The organism is Paenibacillus sp. SYP-B3998, from assembly GCF_010820665.1.
GTDB lineage: Bacteria > Bacillota > Bacilli > Paenibacillales > NBRC-103111 > Paenibacillus_E.
Map to the genome: position 1 here is coordinate 352363 of NZ_JAAIKC010000005.1, position 21611 is coordinate 373973.

Annotated in this window: 23 protein-coding genes and 2 riboswitches; of the genes, 13 read left to right on the forward strand and 10 right to left on the reverse strand. The window is 45.6% G+C overall.

The features are described from left to right. Positions 1-98 precede the first annotated feature (98 nt). The 6 genes from GK047_RS16275 (at position 99) to GK047_RS16300 (ending at position 7717) form a co-directional block, all read left to right on the forward strand. Positions 99-1190 carry a serine hydrolase domain-containing protein gene (locus GK047_RS16275; protein WP_163948735.1) on the forward strand — a complete coding sequence of 364 codons (1092 nt, stop codon included), beginning with the start codon at positions 99-101 and terminating at the stop codon, positions 1188-1190. Positions 1191-1376: 186 nt separating this feature from the next. Then, positions 1377-2300, forward strand: coding sequence for an ABC transporter permease (locus tag GK047_RS16280; protein WP_481856008.1), 924 nt, complete (start codon positions 1377-1379; stop codon positions 2298-2300). Positions 2301-2311: 11 nt separating this feature from the next. Continuing rightward, entirely contained in the window at positions 2312-3199 is an 888-nt protein-coding gene (locus tag GK047_RS16285; RefSeq protein WP_163948741.1) for a carbohydrate ABC transporter permease, read from the forward strand. A gap of 72 nt (positions 3200-3271) precedes the next feature. Continuing rightward, positions 3272-4939, forward strand: a complete 1668-nt coding sequence (locus GK047_RS16290; RefSeq protein ID WP_163948743.1) for an extracellular solute-binding protein — start codon at positions 3272-3274, stop codon at positions 4937-4939. A gap of 77 nt (positions 4940-5016) precedes the next feature. After that, entirely contained in the window at positions 5017-5844 is an 828-nt protein-coding gene (locus tag GK047_RS16295) for a response regulator transcription factor (RefSeq protein ID WP_163948746.1), read from the forward strand. After that, on the forward strand, positions 5834-7717 hold the full coding sequence (locus tag GK047_RS16300; protein WP_240343985.1) for a cache domain-containing sensor histidine kinase: 1884 nt from the start codon (positions 5834-5836) through the stop codon (positions 7715-7717). Before GK047_RS16295 ends, GK047_RS16300 begins: the two co-directional genes overlap by 11 nt. A 122-nt stretch (positions 7718-7839) precedes the next feature. Here GK047_RS16300 and GK047_RS16305 read toward each other — a convergent pair whose 3' ends face one another. Further along, positions 7840-9372, reverse strand: a complete 1533-nt coding sequence (locus tag GK047_RS16305) for an MDR family MFS transporter (RefSeq protein WP_163948895.1) — start codon at positions 9370-9372, stop codon at positions 7840-7842. 258 nt (positions 9373-9630) lie between these two features. Between GK047_RS16305 and GK047_RS30195 the strand changes: the two genes are divergently transcribed. Then, positions 9631-10464, forward strand: coding sequence for a hypothetical protein (locus GK047_RS30195; RefSeq protein ID WP_275901678.1), 834 nt, complete (start codon positions 9631-9633; stop codon positions 10462-10464). A 228-nt stretch (positions 10465-10692) separates the two neighbouring features. On the opposite strand, the gene GK047_RS16315 is transcribed toward GK047_RS30195, so the two are convergent. Beyond that, positions 10693-11478 (reverse strand): lipase family protein, encoded by a 786-nt coding sequence (locus GK047_RS16315; protein WP_163948750.1) that lies wholly within the window; start codon positions 11476-11478, stop codon positions 10693-10695. Between the two features lie 257 nt (positions 11479-11735). On the opposite strand from GK047_RS16315, the gene GK047_RS16320 reads away from it, so the two are divergent. Further along, entirely contained in the window at positions 11736-13451 is a 1716-nt protein-coding gene (locus GK047_RS16320) for an ABC transporter ATP-binding protein (protein ID WP_163948754.1), read from the forward strand. A gap of 165 nt (positions 13452-13616) precedes the next feature. On the opposite strand, the gene GK047_RS16325 is transcribed toward GK047_RS16320, so the two are convergent. Further along, positions 13617-13892, reverse strand: a complete 276-nt coding sequence (locus tag GK047_RS16325) for a hypothetical protein (protein ID WP_163948757.1) — start codon at positions 13890-13892, stop codon at positions 13617-13619. A 156-nt stretch (positions 13893-14048) separates the two neighbouring features. Here GK047_RS16325 and GK047_RS16330 point away from each other — a divergent pair, with 156 nt between their 5' ends. Further along, positions 14049-14192 carry a hypothetical protein gene (locus GK047_RS16330; protein ID WP_163948760.1) on the forward strand — a complete coding sequence of 48 codons (144 nt, stop codon included), beginning with the start codon at positions 14049-14051 and terminating at the stop codon, positions 14190-14192. On the opposite strand, the gene GK047_RS16335 is transcribed toward GK047_RS16330, so the two are convergent. The 7 genes from GK047_RS16335 to GK047_RS16365 all read right to left on the reverse strand — a co-directional run bounded on the left by GK047_RS16335 (position 14189) and on the right by GK047_RS16365 (position 19554). Continuing rightward, a complete protein-coding gene (locus GK047_RS16335) occupies positions 14189-14509 on the reverse strand; it encodes a DMT family transporter (RefSeq protein ID WP_163948763.1) in 321 nt (106 codons plus the stop codon). The two genes, GK047_RS16330 and GK047_RS16335, sit on opposite strands and share 4 nt — an antisense overlap. 79 nt (positions 14510-14588) lie before the next feature. Next, a riboswitch (guanidine-I (ykkC/yxkD leader) is annotated at positions 14589-14691 on the reverse strand. A 53-nt stretch (positions 14692-14744) separates the two neighbouring features. Then, positions 14745-15068 carry a DUF4190 domain-containing protein gene (locus GK047_RS16340; protein ID WP_163948766.1) on the reverse strand — a complete coding sequence of 108 codons (324 nt, stop codon included), beginning with the start codon at positions 15066-15068 and terminating at the stop codon, positions 14745-14747. A gap of 261 nt (positions 15069-15329) precedes the next feature. Beyond that, entirely contained in the window at positions 15330-15581 is a 252-nt protein-coding gene (locus tag GK047_RS16345) for a deoxyribodipyrimidine photo-lyase (RefSeq protein ID WP_346010352.1), read from the reverse strand. Positions 15582-15603: 22 nt separating this feature from the next. Continuing rightward, the gene (locus tag GK047_RS16350) at positions 15604-15756 is read right to left on the reverse strand and encodes a hypothetical protein (RefSeq protein ID WP_163948771.1); all 153 of its coding nucleotides are present in this window, start codon (positions 15754-15756) and stop codon (positions 15604-15606) included. Positions 15757-15855: 99 nt separating this feature from the next. Next, the gene (locus GK047_RS16355; protein WP_163948774.1) at positions 15856-16332 is read right to left on the reverse strand and encodes a C40 family peptidase; all 477 of its coding nucleotides are present in this window, start codon (positions 16330-16332) and stop codon (positions 15856-15858) included. A 3-nt stretch (positions 16333-16335) separates the two neighbouring features. Continuing rightward, positions 16336-16475: riboswitch (cyclic di-AMP (ydaO/yuaA leader) on the reverse strand. A 165-nt stretch (positions 16476-16640) separates the two neighbouring features. Next, complete coding sequence (locus tag GK047_RS16360) at positions 16641-17459, reverse strand: hypothetical protein (protein WP_163948777.1); 819 nt, start codon at positions 17457-17459, stop codon at positions 16641-16643. A gap of 97 nt (positions 17460-17556) precedes the next feature. Continuing rightward, complete coding sequence (locus tag GK047_RS16365) at positions 17557-19554, reverse strand: M1 family metallopeptidase (protein WP_240343986.1); 1998 nt, start codon at positions 19552-19554, stop codon at positions 17557-17559. Positions 19555-19685: 131 nt separating this feature from the next. Between GK047_RS16365 and GK047_RS16370 the strand changes: the two genes are divergently transcribed. The 4 genes from GK047_RS16370 (at position 19686) to GK047_RS16385 (ending at position 21540) form a co-directional block, all read left to right on the forward strand. Continuing rightward, positions 19686-20270, forward strand: a complete 585-nt coding sequence (locus GK047_RS16370) for a TetR/AcrR family transcriptional regulator (protein WP_163948782.1) — start codon at positions 19686-19688, stop codon at positions 20268-20270. Between the two features lie 6 nt (positions 20271-20276). Next, complete coding sequence (locus tag GK047_RS16375) at positions 20277-20618, forward strand: DMT family transporter (RefSeq protein WP_163948786.1); 342 nt, start codon at positions 20277-20279, stop codon at positions 20616-20618. Between the two features lie 30 nt (positions 20619-20648). After that, positions 20649-20963 carry a DMT family transporter gene (locus GK047_RS16380; protein WP_163948789.1) on the forward strand — a complete coding sequence of 105 codons (315 nt, stop codon included), beginning with the start codon at positions 20649-20651 and terminating at the stop codon, positions 20961-20963. Between the two features lie 85 nt (positions 20964-21048). Continuing rightward, positions 21049-21540 (forward strand): YwhD family protein, encoded by a 492-nt coding sequence (locus tag GK047_RS16385; RefSeq protein ID WP_163948792.1) that lies wholly within the window; start codon positions 21049-21051, stop codon positions 21538-21540. The last annotated feature ends 71 nt before the right edge of the window (positions 21541-21611 follow it).

The following is a 21611-nucleotide window of genomic DNA, read 5'->3' on the forward strand; positions in this document are numbered from 1 at the left end:
TGGCAGGGTAGTTGGCTGTCCAAGTCTATTGCCAAAGCAAAAGAACCTACACTATAATGAAATGGAAATAAGTGTAAATTTAAAGGAGGATATACATAATGAAGCGTGGTATGAAGGTGGTAATGGTTATGACAATTTGCACACTGAGTATTCTTTCCGGATGCAGCCAAACACAGAAGGCTTCTTCAAATCTAGTTCAAGAGAAAGGAAAGGCGGCATCATACGTTTGGAAGGAGGCTTTGCCTAAGGACATGGGGATGGATGAGGTTATTTTGAATCAAATGGATAGCGCTGTAGAGAGCAAACACACCAGAACCTACAGTGTGCTTATTGTAAGAAATGGACATATCGTTTTTGAAAAATATTATCATAACAAAACAAGAAATACCCCAACTGGCGTATTTTCTGTAACTAAAAGTGTGTTGTCGGCTTTGACGGGAATCGCGATTGAGAAGGGCTATGTCAAAAATGTCGATCAAAAAATTTCTGATTTTCTGCCTCAAGTATTTAGTGATGTGACCGATAGCCGCAAAAAGGAAATCACGATCAAACAAGCCTTGTCCATGACGGGAGGCCTAGAGTCGGTGGACAATACGATTGGTGTATGGTTTCAAAGCCCAGATTGGAATATGAATACAATAAATAAACCTTTACGCAATGAGCCGGGCAGCAAATTTGAATACAATACAGGTCTCCCGCATTTGCTTTCTGGTGTTTTGACCAAGGCCACAGGGATGTCTACGGAGCAATTTGCGAATAAATATTTGTTTGGTCCTTTGGATATTACCAATTATGAATGGAGTCAAGATCCCCAAGGAATTACGAGCGGAGGAACCCGGCTTTCTCTAACACCAAGAGATATGGCTAAACTAGGCTACCTCTATTTGCATGAGGGCGAATGGGAAGGACAGCCTATCGTGTCAAAAAAGTGGGTCCAAGCTTCGATTCATAAGCAGGTGGAGGTGGATGCCAATACGGATTATGGCTATTTGTTCTGGCTCCCTGACGTGAAAGACAAGAATGGCAAGAAGGTGTTTGCCTTTGAGGCAAACGGGTATGGCGGACAATATATTCGTGTTATCCCTGAATGGAATTTAGTTGTTGTAATGACTTCGAATCCGGATTCAAGCGCGAATTCTAGCCCCGAAGAGCTTATGAGAACGTATATTTATCCCTCTATTAAGTCATAAGAAACATCCCCTCGCAGCATAACTCAGAAATGTTATGCGCTTTCATTGATTTCTATCACATTTCATTGATCCTGCAAGTAGGCGGCATAGCCCCTTTCCCATTAATATGAAGTCATAACAGCTACGAACAAAGAAAGGGTGGTCGGTTTGAGAGAAACCGCGACAGTAGTCCACACGGATCGCCCGGTGGTGAAACCTCGCAAATCCAAGCTAGTGTCTTGGCTGAAGCAATGGCCATTGCAGATCATGGTGTTGCCAGCACTCGTATTAATTTTGGTTTTTAGTTATTTTCCAATGTACGGCGTTATCATCGCGTTTCAGGATTACTCGGTATTTAAAGGGTTCTGGAACAGTCCGTGGGTAGGCTTTAAGCATTTCATTGATTTTTTTCAATCTCCTGAGCTTACCTTGGTTATGCGAAATACACTCGTCATCAGCTTCTTGAAGTTAGCGTTTGGCTTTCCTGCTCCCATCATCTTGGCCATTCTACTGAACGAAGTAAGGAGCATGATATTCAAACGGGTCGTTCAAACCGTAAGTTATCTGCCTTACTTCCTCTCATGGGTGATCGTCGCGAACTTCGCGATCTCGATGTTATCAACCGATAATGGAAGCGTAAACATCTTGCTTGGAAAGCTGCATCTAATCGATGAACCGATTCCCTATTTATCGGTACCAGAATATTTCTGGACGATTCTCGTTACCACGAATGTTTGGAAAGAAATCGGCTTTGCCTCCATTGTGTATTTAGCGGCGATTGCCTCTATTGATCCTAACTTGTACGAGGCAGCCGCAATCGATGGGGCAAGCCGCTTCCGCATGACGTATTTGATAACGCTTCCGAGTATTTTGCCTGTTGTTGTTATCTTTTCGATCCTTGCCATAGGCAACTTGTTGAATGCAGGTTTTGAAGACCTGCTGTTGCTCGGCGTGAATCCAGCGCTTCGCGATGTATCAGACGTCATCGATACATATGTGTTCCGTATGGGTATCAACTTAAACCGGTATTCGTTCGCAACGGCCGTTGGATTATTTAAAGCCATTGTAAGCGTCGGACTGCTGACGTTAGCGAATTATTTCGCAAGACGTACCGGCAACAGCTTGTGGTAGGAGGACTTTCAATGAAATTTGCTTTTGAAGACCGGATATTCAGTATAGTCACTCACATTGCGCTTGCGTTATTAGCTTTTGTTACCTTTTATCCGTTCTGGAATTCTGCCGTTATTGCGTTCAACGAGGGCACGGATACTAGCTTAGGTGGCATTACCTTTTGGCCGAGAGAATTTACGCTTGAGAACTTTGAAATCGTTCTAAAAGACATTCGCATTTTGAAAGGCTTTGGTATTTCGATTTCCCGGACCGTCGTCGGCACATTCTTGACGATTGCAGCCACGGCAATTTTCGCTTATGGCATGTCCCGCAAGGAGTTAATCGGTCGAGGCTATTATATGGTGTTTTGCATCATTACGCTATACTTTGGCGGGGGGCTTATCCCAACGTATATATTGATTCGCAATCTAGGGATGTTCGACTCTTTCTGGGTGTTCGTAATACCTTCCATTATTAGCGTGTGGAGCATGATTATTTTCCGTACCTTTTTCAGGGAAATTCCGCCCGGCTTGGAGGACTCAGCACGTATTGATGGCTGTGGTTATTGGGGCACTTTTTTGCGAGTGGTGCTGCCGCTCTCTGGCCCGGTCATAGCGACGCTCTCGCTGTTCACGGCAATTGCCCATTGGAACGATTGGTTTGTCGCTTCTATTTATATTAACAACAATGATTTATTGCCTGTGCAAACGCTGCTTAAGCAAACGCTCGATTCTAATATCGCTTCCGAGTTAAATGCAGATACGGCAGCAGCAAGCTTTCTTGCTAAACGACAGTCGTTCACGACCAAATCACTGACGATGGCCACAATGATGGTTACCGCAATTCCTATCATTCTTGTTTATCCGTTTTTACAGCGGTTTTTCGTTAAAGGCGTGCTTGTGGGTTCATTAAAAGAGTAGTCGTTATTGGGGCTTCAAAGCGATAAGCTTTAGGCATAGATGAATACAGAAATGGGAAGGGGTACAACGTTCATGAACAATCGGCTCAAAAAAGGGATTGCACCACTCACGGTCATGATAGCACTGGGAACGATTATTGCTGGATGCTCCGGTGGGGACAAAGGAACGACGCCTAGCTCGACGTCAGGCACGACCGGAACGGCAGCGCCAGTTGCCACAAAGCAAGAAACATGGAAGCTAGGCAGTGAACCGCTTAGTTTCACCATTTTTGGTAACTACGGCTGGTATACAATGCCGCCATGGGGTAAAGACATCTTTTCTAAAAATGTTCAAGATAAAATGAAACTTAATATCACGGCAATTAACGCTGGTGGGAATTCCGAAACAAAACTAAATACGATGATTGTCGGTGGAGATTTGCCAGACGTCATCTGGGGCGATCGCGATAAGTTTGAGCGTCTAAGAGAAAATGGCGTGCTTGTGCCTCTTGACCCTTATTTGGAAAAATACCCGAACCTTAAAAAGTGGGCAGGCGATGAAATTCTTAACATGCTGCGCGCCAAAGACGGCAAGCTCTACATGTTTCCAAACTGGTATACGAACAAGCCAACTGGCAATGCCGGCTATGTTATCAACAAGAAAATCTATGACGAGCTCGGCAAGCCGAAATTGGAAACAACCGATGATTTATATAGCTACTTGAAGCTGGTTAAAGAGAAGTACCCGAACGTGATTCCGTTTGAGCCAGGGCAAGCTAAAGAAGGCAAAGGCGTGGATATTCTGTATTCTGCATTCGCAGAAAATAATCCGGCCAGCTACGCAGGTACGCTGCGTGCTTTACCGAAAGATGGGAAGTTTACGTCGTTATTCGCGGATCCCGTTTATAAGGAAGCGATGGTTTTCGTTAACAAGCTGCATCGTGAGAAGTTGATGACACAGGATGCTTTGACGCAGACAGTCGATCAGGTTCGGGAGAAAGTGAACACAGGTCGTGTGGCCGTATTCGTCGATGTTACAGCTATTGAGTATGCCTCCAAGGGGCATGCACAGCTTGTGAAAAATGATCCGAATGCAGGTTACTTTATGATTTGGCCGATCCACAAGCCAGGACTCGATAAAAATAAAATTATGGTAGCCCATTACGATCGACTTGGCTGGAATGCCGCCGCTATCACAACAAAGGCCAAAGATCCTGAGAAAATTTTCGCCGCTCTTGATTGGATGACAAGCCCAGAGGGGACACGCGATCTGATCTGGGGTCCTGAGGATATGTACTGGAAAGGTGTAGACGGGGATGGCTTGCCGAACTTGACGGATAAGTTTTTCGCTGAGCCGGAAGAACGGACGAAGAACATGAATGCTACCAATGATCTTCAATTCGTCGGCAACGCCACATTGAATGACAAGATTAAAGTGAAGGCGGAGCTTTCATTACCGGAAGATAAGCGTTCATGGGAGACCAAATACCAAGATGCTATCACTTGGAAAACACATATGGATCTGACAGCTATGAGAGGCATCGAGCCTGCACCGGACAGCCCGGAAGGAATTATCCGCGAACGCTGGATTGAGCTCTATAAGAAAGTTCGCGGTCAAGCGATACTTGCGAAGAGCGAACAAGAAGTCATCGAGATTATTGACAAAGGCGAGAAAGATGCGCAAACATTGGGTGTTCAGAAATTAAATGATTATTTAACTGCGAAATGGAAGGAAAATGAAGCAAAGATGAAGAAAAAATAAGATGGAAAGCTTAGGGTGCACATGATGTGCACCCACTTTCCATTTTTATAATAAACATAACGCAAGGAGGGTGCTTCATGTACAAAGTGCTTATCGCCGACGATGAGACGCTGGATTTGGAAGGAATGAAGGCATTCATCCCGTGGGAATCACTTGGTATGGAAATCGTCGGCGCTGTGACGAACGGGTTCTCTGCGTGCGAGCTAATCGAACACGAGAAGGTCGATGTGCTTGTTACTGACGTCAATATGCCCAATATGTCGGGTTTGGAATTAGCTAGACATGTTAAGGAACGGTTCCAAGATGTTAGGGTCATATTTGTAAGCGGTTATCGTGATTTCCAGTATGTGAAAGAAGCTCTTTCGCTGCAAGCGTATAGCTACGTGCTTAAGCCAGTAAACGATGAAGAGCTGATACAATCGCTAGAGCGCATCCGCTTTGATTTGGATGAAGCGCAGAAACGAGATCAGGCAGCCAAAGAGATGCAGCGCGTTTTGTCAGCCGGAGGTCGGCAGCTGCAAACCGGTTTGGAAGCCAGTAAGCTGAGCGATGTTGGAGGGGAGCGAGCGATTCCTCACAGCGGCAAAAATCTGAAGCTGATTCAGCAAATCATTGAAGAGATACAAAGAGGTCTCGATCAGACGTTGACGCTGAAGGATGTGGCAGACAAATTTGATTTCTCGCCGAACTATCTTGGACAACTGTTCAAGGAAGTGATGGGCCAGTCCTTTCACGAATATCTTGTTGCTTTACGGATGGAGAAAGCGGGGGAACTTCTGCGTAATCCGAAGCTGCGTATTTACGAGGTTGCCCATCAAGTGGGGTATCGGTATATGCCTTATTTTAGCAAACAATTCAAGGAAACGTATCGGATGACCCCGGTCGAATTTCGCAATGGTTTATAAAGCTTTCATGAAGATGCTCGTACGAAACCGCCGAAAAACAGCTGCTGCTCTTTCAGGTTTAGAAGAGAAGAAATTTGTACCTTTTGGGTACAAGTTGATGTTTTCATATTTACTATTAACCCTTTTTCATGTGTTGTTATTCGGATATTTCGCCAATTGGATATTCGTCGATTCCATACGCAAGCAGACGAGCGATAACGTACAGGCGGCGCTTCGCCAGATGAAGGACAACATCACGTATAAAATGAAGGATACGGTACGTCTATCCGACATGATTTATTACGATGATACGATTTCAGCGCGATTGCGGCAATACCAGGAAGGATGGTATAGCTACGAATCGACCACGGACTATTTATTGCCCAAGTTTGATAGTGTGCTGAAGGCGACTAACCGTCACATCTGGCTTGTTGTTTATTTGCGTAACGAAACGCTTCCAGAAATATATAATTCATACAGCGATACAGACCCACTGACTTATGCTGGTCAAAGCTATGATCTATACCATATGAAACGGATTTCTGAAAGCGAATGGTATCGTGATTTCCCGCCTGAGCGCTACGGAGAAACGATGCAATGGCAGCAGATTGAGCGAGACGAGGAGTTCCGCAATATATCTCTGTTGCGCCGAATGATCGATACGAAGACCCTTCGCCGAAATATGGACAGCGGCTTTATGCGGCTGACCGTGAAGTTGTCTGATTTGTTTGAAACGGTATCACCTGATTTCGGCAAAGGTACCTCAGTTCGTGTCGAGAATGGCGCTGGGCAAATCTTGTTCGAAACAGGGGTGCGTGAAGCTGAACGTATCAAAGAAGACGGACAAGAGAATTACCTGACCATCACGGAGCCATTTCAAGATTTGGATTGGCGGCTTGTCGCCAGCATTCCTAAGGAGTGGGTAGAAAAGGATGCTCGAAAGGTTAAGCTGTTAACCGTAGGGATCGGTTCAGTTAGTTTCTTTCTTTTTGTATGCGTTGGTGTCTTTCTCTCCCGCTATTTCTCTAAGCGAGTTTCTCGCATTGTCAGGGTGCTGGATTCGTTCCGGCATGGTGATTTTCATAAACGTATACGATTCAAGGGACGGGATGAATTTTCGACAATTTCTCAATCGATTAACGCCATGGTCGAGCACATGGATGAGTTGATTCAGGAGGTGTATGTAACTAGTCTGAAGAAAAAAGAAGCGGAATTAGAGTCGCTTCAGGCTCAAATTAATCCACATTTTTTGTACAATACGTTGTCGTCTATTAGTTTGCTTGCTAAATTCGGAGAGGTCGAACAGCTGCATCGTATGGTAAGCAATTTAGCGTTGTTTTATCGACTTTCCTTAAATGAGGGTCGTACCATTATCCCGGTTGCGAACGAATTAGAGCAGGCTAAAGCGTATTTGGACATCCAAAAGGTAAAGTACACCGATCGCCTTGACGTTTTGTTCGAGGTTGATCCTGATCTGCTGCGCTATGAGATGGTGAAGCTGCTGCTTCAACCCTTTCTTGAAAATGTGCTTAAATATGCATGGTGTGGAGATCGTGTGCATATTCGAGTTACTGGACAGCGAATTGATGATGATATTGAATTGCGTATTATTGACGATGGGGTCGGTATGAAGCCAGAGACCTTGCGTCGAATAATGAGGTACGATGGGGACGAGGAGACAGGGTACGGCATCCGCAACGTACAGCAGCGAATCCAACTGCATTATGGCAAAGCCTATGGTATACAGATTCATAGTAGGTTGGGCATTGGAACGGCGGTAGCGATACGAATTCCTTGCGTGCGGCGGACAGCGCCGTATGTGATAAAAGAGGTTGCCCGAGAAACAGATGGGCAGTCAGATAAGTTAGGGGCAAGTTCTGCGAAAGAGCCATAAGGGCATACGGCGTTCTATTCGCAAGTTGGAATGGAGATTGTTTGCTGGTACGCTTGTTGTAAGGATGTTGCGAAAAAAAAAGCTCATGTATCCAATCGGAGGCATGAGCTTTTGAACTTGGATTAATGCGAAGCCGCGAGCCCCTCAGCCTCATCTGTTGGGTTTAATTTCTCTTTACTCATAAATAAGGCTGCGGCGAAAGCAAGTATCGCTGGCAGTAGGCCCCAAGCAAAGGTGACGGCGATGGAGGAGGAGAGCCCGTCTGTAATTCGATCCAACGCCTGTGGTGGAATTTGATTACGAGTAGCAGGATCAAGCAGTGCATGGGGGTCACTAAAGTTAATGCCTTGCGGTACATTTCCTTCACCACTGCCTGCGAATGCCTCCGTCAAGTTTCGAGTCAGCGAATGGCTTTGGAGAATACCAAAAATTGTGATTCCCAGTGTCATCCCAAGGGACCTGAGGAAATTGAGGGTGGCGCTTGCCGAGCCTCTCTGTCTACTGGAGAATGAATGTATAGCTGCATTGCTTAATACGGAGAAGGAAGCGCCGATGCCAAGTCCGATTAAGATCATATAGAAAGTAATCGTCAGACGGGATAAATCGGCTGTAATCGTGCTAAGAAGTCCGATTCCGACTACCAGAATGAGGAGCGTCGGGATCATAATGGAGCGATACGACAGCTTGTTCATGAGGAATCCCCCTAGTGTCGCGGTTACCACAGATCCGAGCATCATAGGCAGCAAGACAAGGCCGGAACTCGTAGCGCTCCCGCCAAGAACACCCTGAATGAATATGGGAATATAGACAGAAGCTGTGATGAATGCAGCTCCGCTTAGCATGCCGATGATATTGCTTGTTGCATAAAGGCGGCTTTTAAACATACTAAATGAAATAATGGGTTCTTCGGCTCGAGTTTCTATAAACACAAATAGTGCGGCAAGAAGAGCAAAGCCAGCGAATAAACCTATGATTTGTGCCGAATCCCAAGCGTATTGCTTGCCCCCAAGCTCCATTGCGAACATCAGACAGATAATAGCTCCTACAAGTGAGATAGCGCCGAGCCAGTCGATAGGCTGTTTGGAATGTATATGGGACTCTTTATAAAAGAAAGCAATCATGACAAAGGCGAGCAGACCAAGGGGTAAATTGATGTAAAAAATCCATTTCCAGTTCATATAATCCGTGATGTAAGCACCCAACAAAGGGCCGAAAATACTAGACATACCGAACACAGCTCCGAATAATCCACCAAGCTTTCCACGGTTTTCTGGCGCTACCGCATCGAGCATAATCGTAAATGCGATGGGTACAAGAGCGCCTCCGCCAATGCCTTGAATAGCCCTGTAAATGCTTAACTGTACGATAGACTCGGCCGTTCCGCAAAGTACGGAGCCAAGCATAAATACCAAGATACCGAAAACGAAAAAACGCTTGCGTCCATACATATCGGATAGCTTGCCGAAAATTGGCATTCCAGCCATCTCGGCGACCATATAGGCTGAGGTCACCCAGACGAATTTATCGAGTCCGCCGAGTTCGCCAACAATCGTTCCCATAGCAGTAGCAACGATTGTGTTATCCATCGAGGCCATCAGGATGGCAAGAAGAAGTCCTGCGACGATAACACCAGTTTTGTTTTGTGCTTTTTTCATTTGATTAAGTCCTTTCTTGTTATAGATCATAGTAGGGGCTCTCCCAAGCCCGTACTTCTAACTTCATTATAAACAAGCAACACTGACAGAAGTGTGTCAGTGTTGCTGTGGCATTTATTTTTTATTTTAGAGATATGATTCAATGCATTACATATTCTCTGTCAAATGGGCTAGTTTTCCTGTGGCATTCGTCTATACGCTGCATAAAGTATGTTAGGCGCTAGTTTAGTATCACGATTTCACGAGGAGGAAACAATCATGAGTTCGAATATAAACCAAGATGCGAATTTCGGCTCCGCTTTCGATCCATCGCTAGGTGCTTCCCAACATCAGTTCTCAAATCAGGGGGGAGCAATACCTCTTGTTTTGCCTGTTGATGCTTATAATGAAGTAAAACAACTTGAGCAAGAAATTGCTGACCTAGAAGTTGAGGCATTTAGGTTAAATCAAGAGGGAACTGCTTATAGGAGCGGTTCCGATCTGGAAAAAGCCAATGAGAGCTGGTTAGAAGCTGCTCAGATGCAGGAGCAAGTTAATGCCAAACATCAACAAAGAGCAGCAATTCTAGCCCCTTATATGATTCCGCCACGTTCTTACGGCGGCAATCCGTTCGGTATTCCGGGCTTCCCGGGCGGAGGTTCGCCGGGAATGCCCGGATTCCCAGGTGGTGGATCACCAGGTGGAGGCTTTCCAGGGATGCCGGGTTTCCCAAGCGCACCGGATTTTCCAGGTGGAGGCTTCCCAGGGATGCCGGGCTTCCCGGGATCTGTTCCAGGAACTCCAGGTGGCGGTTCGCCCAGTGCGCCATTTCCAGGTTCGCCGGGGGGCGCACAGCCGCCGAGCTCTCCTCCGCCATCATACACACCGCAAAAACCATTTACGGCAACAGGAGCTACTGCGCAATTTATTGATCCAGGATCCATCGCACGCTGTTTGTTTAGATTCACTTATGTATGGTTGAGAAATGGTGGACAGTTCTGGTTTTTCCCGGTTTTTGTCGGTCCGAATTCGGTTGCTGGATTTAGATGGGAAGGGTTTAGGTGGAGATACTTCGGAATCGATGTCCGCTTAATTGATGCTTTTACTTGTTGATTTTCAAGCATAATCATTAACCATTGGGGTTGCGGGAGGTCGGCAAAAGCTGGCTGCTGCGACCCTATTCGTCTTGACTCTTGACTGATAATAAAAAGACAGTGCCAAGGACGTCAAATTCACTCCGTGGGCTGTCTCTTTTCATTACCAAGATTGAGCATTGGAGAACTGCAGCATTTGGACCTAGTAATTCAATAGTAAGCGCTTTAATGACTTACTACAGGCGAGCTAACCATTTGGGCAAAATCCAGGATTGTACGTACAAAGCTCTTGTGCGTAGGCTGTATCTAGCTTTACGAGTTCAGAGAAATAGTTGCCAATGGCATGGTTGGCAGAGATAGATCCCTTTTGAAACCGAACCTCATCGCCTTTTTTTACATGGACATAGTAGTAGTTTTGATCTGTTTTAGGGGATCTATAGATGACGGGCGGCAGCTGAGGAACAAGATCGTTTACATTATAAATCCTATGGCGGGTAGCAATTTGACGATCAAATGTTTTGGCAAAGACAGCGTTACCTACACGCGGTGATGCGAATGTGTATACGCAAGGGGATTCGAAGGGCGTATTGGCAACAATATCGACCGCACACAAGGTGGCGAGTGCTCCACCCAGACTATGACCAGTTACAAACAGCTTCTTTTGAGGTGATAGTTTAGATAAAGTTGAGATGATTTTTTTTCTGGCAGATTTATATATGCTTAGGAATCCGCGATGCACTAGGCCGCTATCCCGCATATAGGGGAATTTATTTTGTCGAGCAATGACATCTGAGATCCAATCGGACCGGGTGTTCGATCCCCGAAAAGCTATAACGATGGTATCCTTCGATTCTAACATGTACCCAAAATACTCTTCTTTCCCCGCAAAAGAAGCTGCTTTGAATGTGGAAGCGATCTCGTAAGTTCGAGGAACGACGAAAGTACCAGATTCATTTTCAAATTGTGTATAGGTTTGACCGCAAATCGCAGCTAAGAAGATAGCGGTGCGTTTTTCAAAAGAAATCGTGCTCAAGTAGCATACCCCCGATCCCACATTCCTTTATTAGCTATGTATATGGAGATTGAGGGGAATTGCTTTAGGGCAAGAACCTAATTATAGAGCGGCAGTATCTAGAGAGCAGTCGGAAGTAGTGAGCCGGAATAAAAGAGGTTCCTAATTCGGTCGTTTGTTATTGAAAAATATGGATATTGGCTTGATATTGAGAACTATTATCAGTTAATATGGTTCATATCGACTATAATTGGCGAAAGAAGGTGAGGGACACACACATGTTAAGAAGATTTTTTTCGTATTATCGTCCGTATAGGAACTTATTCATTTTAGATTTCACCTGTGCTGTAGTAGCGGGGTTACTTGAGCTAGGATTCCCGCTTGCCGTTAATCGAGTCATTGATAAATTGCTTCCGGCTGGGAACTGGCAGTGGATTTTATGGGCATGCGCTGGTTTGCTTGCTGTGTACGGCTTGAATACGATTCTCAATTTTGTTGTTACTTATTGGGGACATAAGCTGGGGATTAATATCGAGACGGATATGCGGAAGAAGATGTTTGATCATTTGCAGAAGCTGTCTTTCCGCTTCTATGACAACAATAAAACGGGCCAACTCATGTCGCGAATGTCCAATGACTTACTGGAGATTGGCGAGGTTGCTCATCATGGTCCAGAAGATTTATTTATTGCCGTAATGACGTTAATCGGGGCGCTTATTTTGATGCTTAGTATTAATGTGAAATTAGCTTTATTAACTTTCGTCACAGTTCCTTTCCTGCTGTGGATAGCCATATACTTTAATCAGAAAATGACGAAGACATTCCGCCGTATGATGGGGGATTTGGCTGATATTAATGCGAGAGTGGAAGACAACATTGGGGGGATTCGTGTTGTCCAAGCTTTTGCCAATGAAGCTTATGAGAGAAAACTATTCGCAGAAAATAATGGACGCTTTCGGATAACGAAGCTGCTTTCCTACAAAATTATGGCATGGAATGTATCTCTTAGTTATATTCTCATGCGGTTGGTGACGGTATTCGTTCTGATTTGTGGTACATGGTTCGTGATTGATAAACAGATTACATATGGGGAATTTATCGCGTTCGTCTTATTAACGAACGTATTCCTAGGTCCTATTCAGAAGATTAATAATGTAATCGAAAGCTATCCTAAGGGAATCGCCGGATTTAAGCGTTACGTAGAGGTTATTGATACGGAGCCAGAGGTGGCTGATCGCCCTGATGCGGTCCCCGTTCGACACCTTGTTGGCGAGATCCGTTTCAACAACGTCTCGTTTGGCTATGGACAGGAAACTAAGGTATTGAATGGCATCACCCTATCTATTCGCGCTGGGGAAACGGTCGCCTTCGTAGGCCCATCCGGCGCCGGGAAAACAACGATTTGCAGCTTATTGCCACGATTCTACGATGTTAGCGATGGCAGCATCAGTATCGATGGGATGGATATTCGCAGCATTCAACTAGAGTCGCTGCGCCGTCAAATCGGCATCGTACAGCAGGACGTGTTCCTATTCGCGGGTACGATGCGCGAGAATATCCTGTACGGCAAGCTGGATGCGACGGAAGAGGAGATTTGGCAAGCTGCTAGACGAGCGCGGCTTGAGACCTTCATCCAGTCCCAGCCGCTGGGACTGGAAACCATTATCGGCGAGCGCGGCGTGAAGCTCTCAGGTGGACAGAAGCAGCGCCTTGCGATTGCGCGCATGTTTCTCAAGAATCCGCCGATCCTCATCCTTGATGAGGCAACCTCGGCGCTCGACACGGAGACCGAGGCAGCGATTCAACAATCGCTTGCCGAGTTATCGGAGGGGCGCACGACCTTGGTTATTGCGCATCGACTAGCGACGATCAAGAATGCAGATCGCATCGTCGTAGTTACGGAGCAAGGGATTACAGAGCAAGGCCGACATGAGGAGCTTCTGGCAGTTGGAGGCATCTATAGCCGTCTGCACAAGGCACAGTTTCGCTCATGAACAAAGGGGACGGCGACTCTGAGCGTAGGCGCTTGCTTTGCGGGGCTGCTGCTAGCATTACAGTTTTTTTTGAGCCAGTTGAAGCGCCGTTATGGGAGTGAACGGGAATTGATATAAATAAAGGTCAGGGGCTCCAGAGCCGCTGACCTTTATTCATTTACAAAATTAAAGCAAGGAGCTTAATCGGATATTTAATCTAGCTGCTACGCCAGCCGGGTTGCTTGGGCTGCGCGGACCGCCGAAATTGAAGGCGATGATGACGATATCATTACGGCCTCTGCACAGAAATTGTCTGACGTTGAAGGTGCGTCCGGGATTAAAATTTAATGGTGTGTTGGTAGGACCATCGAAGAGGAGCGGGACACCATTAATGATGACGACAGCGTAGTTATCGACAGATAGGAATAAGGAAGCGGCGAGTATCGACCTTCTTTGGGACAAAGTGAATCTTGTTGAAATAATGGCGTTTTCACTACTGAGGTTACCGGAATAGCAGACATAATTCGCATTGATAACAGGTACCCAGGCAGGATCGCGTGGAATGATCTGATGCGTGATAGAGAAGAATGCGAGGGTTCACAGGTAGTTGAGAAAGAAATGAGTAAGATGACCCAATTAATTGTGATGGCGACGCATGGCCTATTAGCTAACTACGATGCTAGAGGCGGATCTATTTTTGCGGATTTGTTAGCTACTAAACAACGAATTACCCACGATATGGCGAAGAAAGCTATGAATTAATGCCCGGAAGTAAATTTAAGACCAAGTACACCAACTAAGATCAATACCATGAACAAAATTCGGGTTAAACTAATCGGTTCATTTAAAAACAAAGTGCCGATAATGATCGCCCCGACAGCGCCTATCCCAGTCCAAGCCGCGTAAGCTGTTCCGATAGGTAATGTTTTCGTAGCTATAGCGAGGAAGTAGAAGCTCACAACCATTCCTGCGAGCGTGATACTTGTTGGAACAAGACGCGTGAATCCATTAGAAAACTTCAATGAAATTGCCCATACGACTTCAAAAACTCCTGCAATTGCCAGATACACCCATGCCATACTAACCCACTCCTCTTCGTAAGGTTGTTTTGTCTCAGAAAAAAAGAAAAAGCCTGGAAGCATTATCGCAAAGCGATAGTACTCCCGGGCTTTTTCCCCTCCGTGACCACAGTGTATTCACTGTGTGTTCTCTCTCGGACCAGTCTGGCGATGCTCGCCACGGAACCCTAGAAAACAATATGAGGCAATTATAAGTCGCCTTATACCCTATGTCAAGTTACCGATTTTTGTTTAATTAGTAAGTGGCTAAATCGCTTGCTGCATAAAACATAATAGCAATAACAAATATTGCAATAATAATAGCATACAAAGCTGTTCCAATGATCCCGCATACTAAGCCAGTGGTCGCGAATCCTCTTCCTTGATCCCCGCGTAGCCGAATTTCTTTCGCGGCAATACGGGAGAATACAATGGCAATGATCCCAAGAATAAAACCGATATATGGGATAACGATGGATAGAATACCTAGCACCATGGAAGCAATTGCTTTACCATTCGTTACTGACGACATTTGCGGTGAAGGCTGGTAGTTAGGGGATTGATGTGGATAAGGATCCATGTGAGGACCTCCTCAAGATGATATATGACCCATTATAACCATATCTTACCTACGATTCTAGAGGAAAATTGAGCGATGGGTGAGATTACAATACTTTTCCAGCTATTTTTGCTCCCATAAGCCAGCGTCATTCATCGCTAAATCGGCTTTATACATGTCAACCGTCTTCAAATCACGCAAGGTGAGTGGAGAAGAAGGACGATAATACGATTGAAGATATGCGTTTAGTTTCTTGGAAAAAGGGGTATATACCTTGTAGGGCTAGTTTTTTCCAGAGGTACGTTGGAAATCTATCAAGTCGGCGAGCGTATGATCCACCAATAACGTCAAAGGAATACCTAGGTCATCAGTAACCTCCTTGAGTTTTTGGTCACGTGCTTTGGCGTAAGGGGTAAAGTCGCGATGCATGACCACTTCATTCACGGGTACTGCCTGAAGCACCTGTTTGAGAACGATGGCTGGATCCCCGTATAGCACATAAAGCTGTCTGCCGTATTGGGCATAGAGTCCGATTAAGCATCACTTGCTGGAGGAACTACCTGCCGCTGTACGCCTCATGCCGGGCATGCCACAATAGAAATGGATCAAGGATGAGGAGATGCACACTGGGAAGTTTACTAGCGAATAGATAGTCAAACGCAGTCATATCGTCGATGCGCAAATCTTTACGATGAATGAAAAGTTTCATAGGCCTTAAATGGCATGCCTCCAAAATGAATAAAAGCCCGGAAAGCTGCTCTTTCGAGCGATGGCTTGTCTGGGCTTTATTCTTAGTATAGTAATTACTTTACTTGGATTGGATCGCAGTCAGTTGGTTGTAAATATCATCCCAGAGAACTCTTCTGGCTGATACGTACCGCTTCGCGTAATAAGACTCGCTCAACTTACTCTTAACAACACCTTCGTTTGTAGCGGAGTGAGCAAACTCACCATCCCCGAGGTATACACCTACGTGAGATACGCCTTTACCGTCTGTGTTGAAAAATACGAGATCGCCCTTACGAAGATCGTTTTTGTCAACCCAGTTACCTTCTTGAACTTGTCCTTTGGAGCTGTGCGGAAGATCGATTCCGAATTGATCGAACAGGTATGAAGTGAAACCCGAGCAATCAAAACCGCTTGTTGTGGTTCCCGCCCATTTGTAGGGGGTTCCAACAAGTCCGTCTACCGCGTCATCCAAGGTGGATTTTGCGGCAAACACGCTTCCTGCGCCAACGCTCAAAAACAATACAAGACTGAAAATTAGAGCTACAACCTTTTTCAACTGCTTGTCTCCTTCCGGTGCCTACGAGGTTAGCTGGAGGGTTCGGTTGAAGGTTCCCTATGATCCCTGTCTAGCAAGATCAATTCACCCGGTGTGGTTCCCCCGTTTCCCAATAATAATTGGGAATTCGGCATGAAATATTTGGTTTTTTATGCTAATTTAAATATTTCGCCATAAACATTGAAATTCCTCCTTCTCTATGCGTAACTCTATAAAATATGCGCAATAGTTCTTAAAATAGACAAAAAAGAGCCCCTTTTTTAAGGGGGCGTGAACGGAACGTGACAATTAGGCATATTTCACTCGCTTTAATTGTTCAATTTGGCAGACCAGAGCTGATATTGTGACGTAATAGCCCACATGTGCAAAAACATGCTGAAAAGGGGGAACAGTTGATAAATGATTAGGGCTAGGAGACCCGCCCATATATAGGTCGCAGTGAAGGTAATCCCTGCCAATAGTCCTGAGGCTAATAAAAGGAGAATGGCCAGACCCACAATAGGTAGCGCATGCCTGATGAATGTAATGACGGTGGATACAATGCCGATTCTAGCAGCGATTGCGAATTGCACATGCATGAAGAGTAAATGTAAGAGAAAGCCATAACCTAGCATACCGAAAAGCCAGGGGAGCAGTTGCACGAGCGCGTCCTCGTACGAAGTTGTACGCGCGAAGATGCTCTGCGCTTTGGGAAAGAGCCAGATGAGCGGCAGCAGGGACATCACTACGCGCAGAAGGTAACTAACCAGGAAAGGGAAGGTAAGCTCTTTTATTCCCTTGAAGAAGCGGTAACCGGCGTTTTGCTGGGCGTGCGTCAGCGAATAGTAGACGCCAGCGTTCAGCATCGGCGTTAACAGCATGCGAGCGCCTAGCAGCGCGGCCAGCCACCATAAATACGAGTGACTGAGATCTGTTTTGAACAGCTGAAACTGGCCCTCGGCGAGAAATAATTCTAAGGTTTGTTTCGGCTGTTGGCCGCCGGGGAAGCGATGCATGAGCGGTACAAGCACAGATTGTACCAGTTTATAGAGTAGAGCCCCCCAACCCATCTGATACAGGAATAAAACAATGACAGCAAAGGGCTGTTGCATGGCCGTCCAAAATCCGGATTTCACATAACTGGTCAAGGGAGTCCCTCCTATGCGTTTTCCGTGAGGAAAACTTGCTTCGCAAGCATAAATTGCAGTTTGTTTGAATGAAACTTCTTTTACAAACCAAATTTAATTACCAAGCGATCCAACCGAATGTAGTTTGCAACAACTGAATGAGGCCGAGATTCCAACGGATTCTCCATATCCGATCCACTTCAGTTTGGAAGTAGTTATTAATATGTTTGTTCTCAAGCACCAGCGAATAGTTGGGATCGATACGTACCCAGTCTACGGGGCTAGTGTGTGTTAGCTTATATTCGATGCTGGCCGCGGAGCCATCCCAAGTTTTATCGAGTGTGGTCCCGTCTGTAAAATGAAACTGGATGGGTACTGCGGGCGAATTGCCACCGCGTTTGGAGATGAGAATCGTGCTGTCGTAAGCTGCAGTACCATTTACTTTGTTCGCTTTGACTTTGATGCTTTCTACGGTGTAATCCATCATCATGCTGCCATATACATATTGATTGAAGAAATCGTCCCACTTCGTTTTCGTTACATCCTCAACGACTTTCTGGAAATCCTTTGTAGAAGGGTGCTTAAACTCCCAACGTTGAAAATAAGTCGTCATGATGCGATCCATGGTTTTGATGCCGACTTGCTTTTCAATTTCTTTTAATACCAACTTTGCGCGCGTGTATACATTATCTGCGTACTCGCCGTGTCCCTTATAATGCCAAGCGTTCAACTGGAGCGCATTAGGGGATGTAATATAGCTGGATTCCACAGCGAGATTAGACGGCACGCCATACTCAGCCTCCATCACTTTGTCCTCAGCGTAGGAAGTGAAGCCCTCGTCCAACCAAGCTTCTTCAAATTCGTTGGTTGCAACGAGACCATAGAAAAATTGATGTCCGATTTCATGGACGACGACTCGTTCCAACTCAAGGTCAGGATCTTTCTCGCCGGCTCCCCAAGCAGTAACGAGTGTCGGATATTCCATGCCTCCCACTCCGTTGCCGTCCGCAGGCGGAACGACAATTGAAAGTGTCGAATAGGGGTACGAACCGTACCATTGACTGTAGCGGGAAAGCGCTTTTTTAGCCGCATACAAATATCGATCTTTTAAATCTTTATGATTCGGGTCTAGATAGAGCTTGATTTTGACACCGGGAATTTGTGGGGTGGAGAAGGGTTCTTCCACGTAGACGAAATTCGGCGATGCTGACCAAGCGAAATCATGAACATCTTCGGCATAGAATTGGTATGTCTTTTTGTCGTTTTCCGTTACGGCCGGTTTGATTGGGAAGCCCGTGGCGGCAACTGTGTAATTGGCCGGTACTTGAATCTTCACATCGTACATACCGAAATCTGAATAAAATTCTGAATTCCCATGATATTGATGCAGGTTCCAACCATCGGTCGTGCGACCGCGTGTACCAGTTACTTCGTAAGCAGCGACCTTAGGGAACCACTGGCCAGCCATGACGAAATCATCGACATAGCCCATTCTTGCAAAAGCAGAGGGGAGCTTAACGAGAAATTCAGTTTGAATCGTGACATGTTCCCCGGCTCCAACTGCCTTGGGCAGCGGAATCTTCAGCAGCGTATGATCATCTTGGTTACCGTCATCAGGCTGAACGAACTCCATTCGTTGAGTGAGGTCACTGCCGTCGTCAGCTTTCACCGATAGCAGATCCATGCTCCCTACGCTCTCTGTTTTCGCTGCATCCTGACGAAGCTTGCCGCCTGACTCGCGCATGAAGGTTGTTTTTTTGGATGCGAACGCATTCGGATACAGATGCAGATAAAGCTCTTGTACGGGAGCAGTCCCCGGATTTTCCCATGTTAGAGCTTGTTGTCCTTGTAATTGTTTCGTATCTGGGGAGTAGGCGACGTTCATATGATACTCGGTAATACGATAGCTGAGCGGCTTCGCCGCTTGCTTATCCATTGGTGTGGCAGGATCAAGCTGTTGCATGTCCGGTGACGGCACAGACGGTTCCTCCCGAGAGACGGGGGCAGCAGGCTTGAAGGTGGACGGGAGCAAAGATTCTGACAACAGGACAGAGCCTGCTGCAAGGAGCATAACGACAATCCACTGTAACTTGCGGTTTTTGAATAAAACATTCATGATATTCACCCCGTTGACAAGCATCTACAGCCATATATATGTAGACAACCTAGGGATTATTTCTGCAAATTGATTTTTTGTGTTAAATTCTATATACTTACCTAACTAATATTAGTTAGGTTGTGGAATGGATGAGTGCTACGCGGATTCGAGAAGCGGCTATTGAACTATTTGCGAATCAAGGTTATGAGAAAACGACATTGAGCGATATTGCTCGGAGAGTAGGCATTAAGACGCCTTCTATTTATGCGCATTATGCCTCTAAGGAGGATCTGTTTCTCGCGGTTACAGAGGAAGTGATTAACAACAACGTATATATCATGCGCGATCAATATGGGAAGGAAACGGACGCAGATCCTGAGAAGCAGATCATGCATTATTTTCATCGTGTAACGAATACCTTTCGTCACGATCATTATCATTTATTTTATAAAAGGTTTATTTTTTTTCCGCCAGATGCGCTGAAAGAGAAGCTGCTGCAACCCTTTTTGCAAGGAGAGAAGGAAATGACGGAAAGCTTGATCCGTTTATACAAGGCAGGCGTAGATGCCGGACAATTTCGTTCCATGGAGACTGATTGCTTCATAGCGGCATTTTACTGTGCAGTGGACGGTTTGTTCATGCAGTATCAATTATATGAGGCAGAAGAATATGACCAAAGAAAAGCGCGCGTATGGGATTTCTTCAGCGCAGGCTTACGAAGCAACAAGGAGTGAATGCACATGAATAAGTATTGGATGTATGTGATTATCTCCGGTATTACGGAGATTTTCTGGGTTGCGGGCTTGAAATATACCGAATCCTACTGGGGGTGGCTGATCGTGATAGCGGCTATATCGATTAGCTTTGTGCTCCTTCTGAAGGCATGCGCGGTCTTGCCGACGGGAACTGTGTACGCTGTATTTGCCGGGATCGGAACGGTGGGAACGGTGCTTACAGAGATGGTTATTTTCAAAGAGCCCATCCATCTCGCGAAAATAGGGCTCATATTCGTATTATTGATCGGTATTATCGGGTTGAAGAGCGTAACGTCCGAGTCCAAGCAGCAAACAAAATCATCTTGATAAACAGCAGGGAATAGGAGCAGGATTGAAATGGCGTGGTTATTGCTAGTGGTATCGGGTTTTGGGGAAATTTTTAGTGTTATGGGCTTAAATAAGCTAAGTAAAGGGTTTAACCTGAAAGGATTACTTTTATTGGTATTCAGCCTGGGCACCAGCTTTTATTTGTTATCAATCGCTTTGCAGACGATTCCTATGGGAACAGCTTATGGCATATGGACGGGAATTGGTACGATTGGTGTTACGGTGGTGGGAATGTTGGTGTACGGAGAATCTAGGGATGTGCGGAGACTGCTCTTCATTGGAATGATTATGGTCTCAACTATTGGTTTAAAGTTGGTTTCCTAGCCAGCGCCCTTGTTCTCGGAAGCCACTTTGGCTACAATGAATGCATAGTGTAGGTTCATAATGAGAAGAGCGGGAAGGTGCCCAGATGGACGGAGAAAAAAAGAAACTGGCTTTAAATATTGTAAGCTCCAAAGTAAACCATAAAGGCTTTGGCGCAGGCGCGATCGATCTTAGCAATGTATCCAGCATCATTATTGATGGAGACGAGGCTTATTTAGATAATGGCGCTCTGCATGCCAAAAGCAAAATTGAGAAGGGGATTAAGTTCTCCGTGAATAAAGAAGACGTCCCTAATGGCCGTAAATCTTGGATCGTTTGGGTCGCGGTAGACCGCACAGAGGAAGGCGCCTACTACGCTGGACTAACTGCATGCGAGATGTTGGTTGATACGGAAGCCCGCAGAGGATGGAAAATACTCGCTGATCACGTCAACAAGATGGATGCGGCGATGAAGCGTAAGTTTGTACTAGACGGGTTGGATGAAAAGGAGCGTGCAGCGCTCAAAAATCAACTTATCGCACACAACGAAGAATGGTGGAATCGTTCGGATCAAAGTCTGAAGGATGCGCTTTCATAAAAACATAATCTACCTATTTAGTATTTATGAACATTATGTGTCATCCATTGTGACAGTAGAGTGAACCGAGT